The organism is uncultured Proteiniphilum sp. (genome assembly GCF_937873925.1).
Lineage (GTDB): Bacteria > Bacteroidota > Bacteroidia > Bacteroidales > Dysgonomonadaceae > Proteiniphilum.
This window is the reverse complement of the sequence record NZ_CALNAT010000104.1, coordinates 1-5,137: the sequence shown is the minus strand read 5'-3', so window position 1 is coordinate 5,137 and position 5,137 is coordinate 1. Positions and strand designations below refer to the sequence as shown.

The following is a 5,137-nucleotide window of genomic DNA, read 5'->3' as shown; positions in this document are numbered from 1 at the left end:
TACTTTTTTCCAGTCAGAACGGGAAGAGTGGGCGAATCTATTTCGGCGCTTACTCTATCGTTGTATCCACATGAGATGGTCAGCATAACCAGAGAGAGTAAAAACAATATTTTTCTTTGCATGATAAAAAGATTATAAGTTGTTTTGAGCGGCCTTTTTTACAAAGGCCGCTCAATCTGTTTAACTCATTTCTATCTATCGTACCCTGGAGTCTGCTTAAGATTAGGATTTTTATTAATGGAAGTCTGTGCTACAGGCCACAACAACACATTTTGTTGATTTTCACGCCCCACAAGGAACGGATTTTTTTCAAAAGCCACATCAAAACGGATATAATCCCACCAAAGCTTCCCTTCAGCGGCAAACTCTTTCATTCTTTCCTTCAGTATCAATGCATCAATTTCAGAAGTTGTAAGCGTATTCGGATAAAAATTATCAATACCATAGGCCCGTTTTGCAATTCTGTTGAGAGAAGCAATGGCTCCGGCACGGTCATTTTTTGCATTTTTAATTTCTGCATCAAACAAAACTGCGTCTGCGTAACGGTAAACAATCACATCAGAATCGAAAATACGGGTTCCACTTACCCATGTTCCTGCAAACTTGTTAATCCACTGGAAGGTCACGTTTTTCTTATCATCAAAGAAGGTTTGAAAACTGACTATGGTTCGCTGGTCATTTTCGTTTTCTGAGAGTAATGCCTTGTAATCATCCGTATAGAAACACCATTGTTGGTGGCTTCCCACTTTTACCGGGTTTTCAATGTATTCGGGGGAAACATACTGGGAAGGGACCAGCCAGTCAATTGTGGCACCAGTTGTATGTTCGTCCTGCAAATAGCTCCAGACAAAAATCACCTCTGGGCCACCTTCATCTTTAAAAATCGATGAATAATCGTTTATCAGGCTGTAGTTACTGTTTCCTAATACAGAAGCAATAGCTGTGGCTGCATTGTTCAATGCGGTTACGCCTCCATCGCGCACCTTATACATCCACAGGTTATAATCCGCTATTAACATCTGAATAGCCGCGGAAGAAGCGAGTTTACGATCGGTTACCGTAGCAGGCATATGGTTGAGTGCCAACAGGAGATCATCGCCGACTTGTTTAAAAACTTGTTCCGCAGGATTCCGTTCAGGGTATAACCCTTCTTGCTTGTCCGATTCAAAACCCTCCAACAATACCGGAGCATCTCCCCATATCCGACCAATCCAGTAATAACAAAAAGCCCTTACAAAATAAGCATTCCCTAACACCTTATTCTTTGTTTCCTCATTATTGAATTTAATCTTTGGAGTGTATTTGATGATTAAATTAGCCTGGTTAATGGTTGTATATAAATCATTCCAATCGGCATATCCATGATTGGTTGGTATCTGATTCTGATAAACCTGATCGCGTGATGTCTGACCAGCAAGACCATCGGTCCATAATCCGGTCCGGTATTCACCCCAATACATATATCCATATTCAAAAGTAGATCTAAATCTGTTATAAAGGCCATATATAGCCGAAGTAGCATCTCCTTCATCCTGCCACATAGAGTTGGCAGACACCGCACTCTTTTGGATGATATCGAGGTCACCGTGACACGATACCAGAAGCGTACAAATTGAGAAAAAGAGTATAATTTTTTTGCTTTTCATAATTTCCATTTTTTAGTTTTTCACATTAATTAAAATGTCACTTTTAGTCCGACTGAATATTTGCGGATTGGAGGATAATTATAGTAATATTCATTATAGGTCGTGGAAGCTCCGACTTCGGGTGAAACCCCTTCCACCGCAGTGAAATAATGCAAATTGTTACCCGCTATTATTATTGCCAGGTTCTGCATCCCCAATTTTGTCAGTTTTGGGGCGGGTACATTATATTGCAAACTTATTTCACGAATACAAAGATAATCTCCTTTATAGTTGAATATATTGGATGTCCGGCTAAAGTTGGCATTCCCATCGTCCGGATCGTTTGCGGTAAACCGAGCATACTTTGTCTGATCACCGGGTTGCTTCCATGTCTGTTTCACCTTGTCTATAAGGGCATAGTTGTTGGCAAAAGTGTTCATAAAATAACGCATCTCGGAATTATTATTGATGGAATGCCCCAAGGCCCAATCGACAAATATGTTCATTGAGAAGTTTTTATATGTAAACGTATTCGATAAACCACCGGTTGTATGCGGGACAGTATAACCTAAAAAAAACTGATCTTGGCTGTCGATATAATCTTTCCCATTTTTTGTCTGGCTTCCTGGGCGATTCAACCATTCGTAATCACCAATTTCCTTACGACCCGCTATCTTCTTATTATCGGAGTGACGATAGCCTTTTGCTGAATTGTCGTACATAGCATTATCAGCCTGTTCCTGTGTTTCAATAATATAGTCTACTACATAACCGTAGTAACGATATAGCGGTTCGCCCTCGGCAGTACCGCCAAAAGCAGTACCATCAGCCAATGTTATGCCGCCAATCCGATTACGGTCCCGGCCATTATCGGGTAGTTTTAGCACTTTATTTTTCACGAAACTCAACGTAAACTTTGAGTCCCATTCAAAATTTGATTTGCGAATATTGGAGGAGATTATTTCAAGATCAAATCCATAAAATTTCACTTCTCCTATATTGGTTTGTACTGAGGAAAAACCGGTAGTATTAGGCAGTTCTTTGCTAAAAAGGAGGTTTTCCGTTCTTTTATCAAAATAATCAGCAGTCAAACCAAGACGATTGTTAAACAGAGACAGATCGAACCCTAAATCAAGCTGTGTAGAGGTCTCCCAAGTCAAGTCTATATTGGGCATGGTAGAAGCAACAATCCCTGCATATCCATCGTATCGGGCATTGGTTGAATACTTGCCGGATGCATCATACAGACCAATCGCATTATTCCCTGTTTGGCCATAGCTTACCCTGAATTTCAAGTTATTAAGATTTTTAATATTTTGCATGAATGTTTCATCAGAAATGATCCAACCAGCAGATAACCCGGGGAAGAACCCCCACTGTTTACCCTTGGCAAATCGGGAAGAGGCATCTTCACGAAATGTAACAGAAAACAAGTATTTTTTCATAAAATCATAGGTTAATCGTCCGAAATAGCCGATAGTCACATCCTGTGTCAGGGCACTGTTGGCATCCTTTTTATTGGGACCGGCAGTCAGTGTGGGTACTTTATCGGAGCTTGCACCGTCAACGGATGCGTCCAAAAACTGCCCTTTGTCCTTTTGATAGGAATACCCCCCCATCACCGAGAAAGAGTGTTCACGAAACCCTTTGTCGTAGGTTGCATAAATATCCAATTTATCCCGTTTCAACTCTTCAAAAGTTGAAGTAGTAGGACGAAGTCCGTTAAATTCATTAGCTTTTTGGAAACTATCACTTATGTAATGATGATTATAGGTGGAAAGTTGTGATTCAACTTTCAAACCATCGATAATACGGTAAGTAAGTTTTCCAAAAGCAGATATTCTTTTATCCTCACGACTCTTATCATTATAATAAGCATACCATAAAGGATTGGGAGATGTTGCGTTGTAACCTTTTGTAGGAGTTCCGTCGTCATTGTACTTCTTCTGAGTGGGAGGAGTAGCCAGACCGCGGGAGATGACATTCATTTGATAGGTATATTCCTGAGAGTTTGCCCTGGAGTAATCGAATCCGGCAACCAATGACAAATGTCTATTAATGTTAACGTCGATATTGCTTCGCAAATTCAACCGGCCAAAGCCCGTTGCTATAGCTACACCGGCATCATCAGTATACCCAAGGCTTACATTGTAACGAACCCCCTCATTGCCACCGTCAAGACCCACATAATAATTTTGCCATACCGCCTTTTTGTATATTTCATCCTGAAAATTGTTATCCTGAAATATCAGGGTTTTTGTTGGGTCCAACGGATCAGGCATAGATTGATAACCGGTAGGCACCGCCTCCCCTTCGCCCAGATAACGTGTAGAATAGATGGAAGAAGCTGTATTGCCGGAACTGGCCGAATAACCATCCATCCAGTTATACTTGGAGTTGGGTCCAACAGCAACCGCTGGACGCACGATACTCAGGTAGTCCTTGGCGTTCATGAACTTATAGAGTGTCTCTGCTTCCTGCAATGCCATATTTGCTTCAAAAGTGATGCTTGGAACTTTTCCTACAGACCCTTTTTTGGTTGTAATCAACACAACGCCATTAGAAGCTCTGGAACCGTATATAGCAGTTGACGATGCATCTTTAAGCACTTCTATTGATTCTATATCGTTCGGATTTATTCCACCGAAAGCCCTTTCCACTCCATCGACAAGAATAAGGGGTTCATTGCTCTTATTGATGGAGGAACCTCCGCGGATCCGGATTGTCGCATCCTTACCCGGAGTATTGTTATTCGAATAGATCCGCGTACCAGCGATTTTACCTTTCAAACCCTCACCAACAGTATTTACCGGTACATTTTGTAATACCTCTCCACCTACTTTAGTAATAGCAGATGTAATCGTACGTCTTGACTGGGTTCCATATCCCACAACCACTACTTCATCAAGACCTACTGTCGATGCGTTTAATACGACATTGATAACTGGTGAGTTCGCCACCCTTACTTCTAATGTTTGATAACCTACATAAGAAAAAACCAGTGTTGAACCTGAAGTAGTGGGCAATTCATAATTTCCGTCAATATCAGTGACGGTACCGTGTGTGGTTCCTTTCACAACCACAGAAACACCAGGTAAAGTCTCACCTTCGTTATCGTGCACTTTACCTTTAACCATCATCTCCTGTGCCTGGAGAAAAGCAACTGAAAAGATAAGACCAGTTAATAAGGTCAAAAATCGAAAATTTTTTCTCATCTTTGTGTTGATTTTAAAAATAATTGTGTTTTTAAATTCTAATTAGAAGAGAGTGTTGTTTGCTGGACGAACTCTCTTCTTTTCTTTAATTAATAAACAAACCGAATCTCCGAAGGTCCTCCTTCAAAGAATCATACTCTTCCATTTCAAATGGAGCCAATGGTGGACGGCAAGTTCCACATTCTACTCCGATAAGATTCATAATGGCCTTGCCTCCCCTAACCCCTCCTCCATATTTAATGATGATTTTCACCATTTCTACCGACTGCATCTGAAAGGCACGCGCCGTTTCCACAT

Annotated in this window: 3 protein-coding genes; all 3 read right to left on the bottom strand. The window is 41.0% G+C overall.

The window, feature by feature from the left end; translation table 11 throughout:
* Positions 1-191: 191 nt before the first annotated feature.
* Complete coding sequence (locus tag Q0502_RS07160; protein ID WP_298648977.1) at positions 192-1,646, bottom strand: RagB/SusD family nutrient uptake outer membrane protein; 1,455 nt, start codon at positions 1,644-1,646, stop codon at positions 192-194.
* Positions 1,647-1,675: 29 nt separating this feature from the next.
* On the bottom strand, positions 1,676-4,819 hold the full coding sequence (locus Q0502_RS07155; protein WP_298648974.1) for a TonB-dependent receptor: 3,144 nt from the start codon (positions 4,817-4,819) through the stop codon (positions 1,676-1,678).
* 106 nt (positions 4,820-4,925) lie between these two features.
* A partial coding sequence (locus Q0502_RS07150) for a dihydrodipicolinate synthase family protein (RefSeq protein ID WP_298648971.1) occupies positions 4,926-5,137 on the bottom strand: 212 nt, incomplete at its 5' end.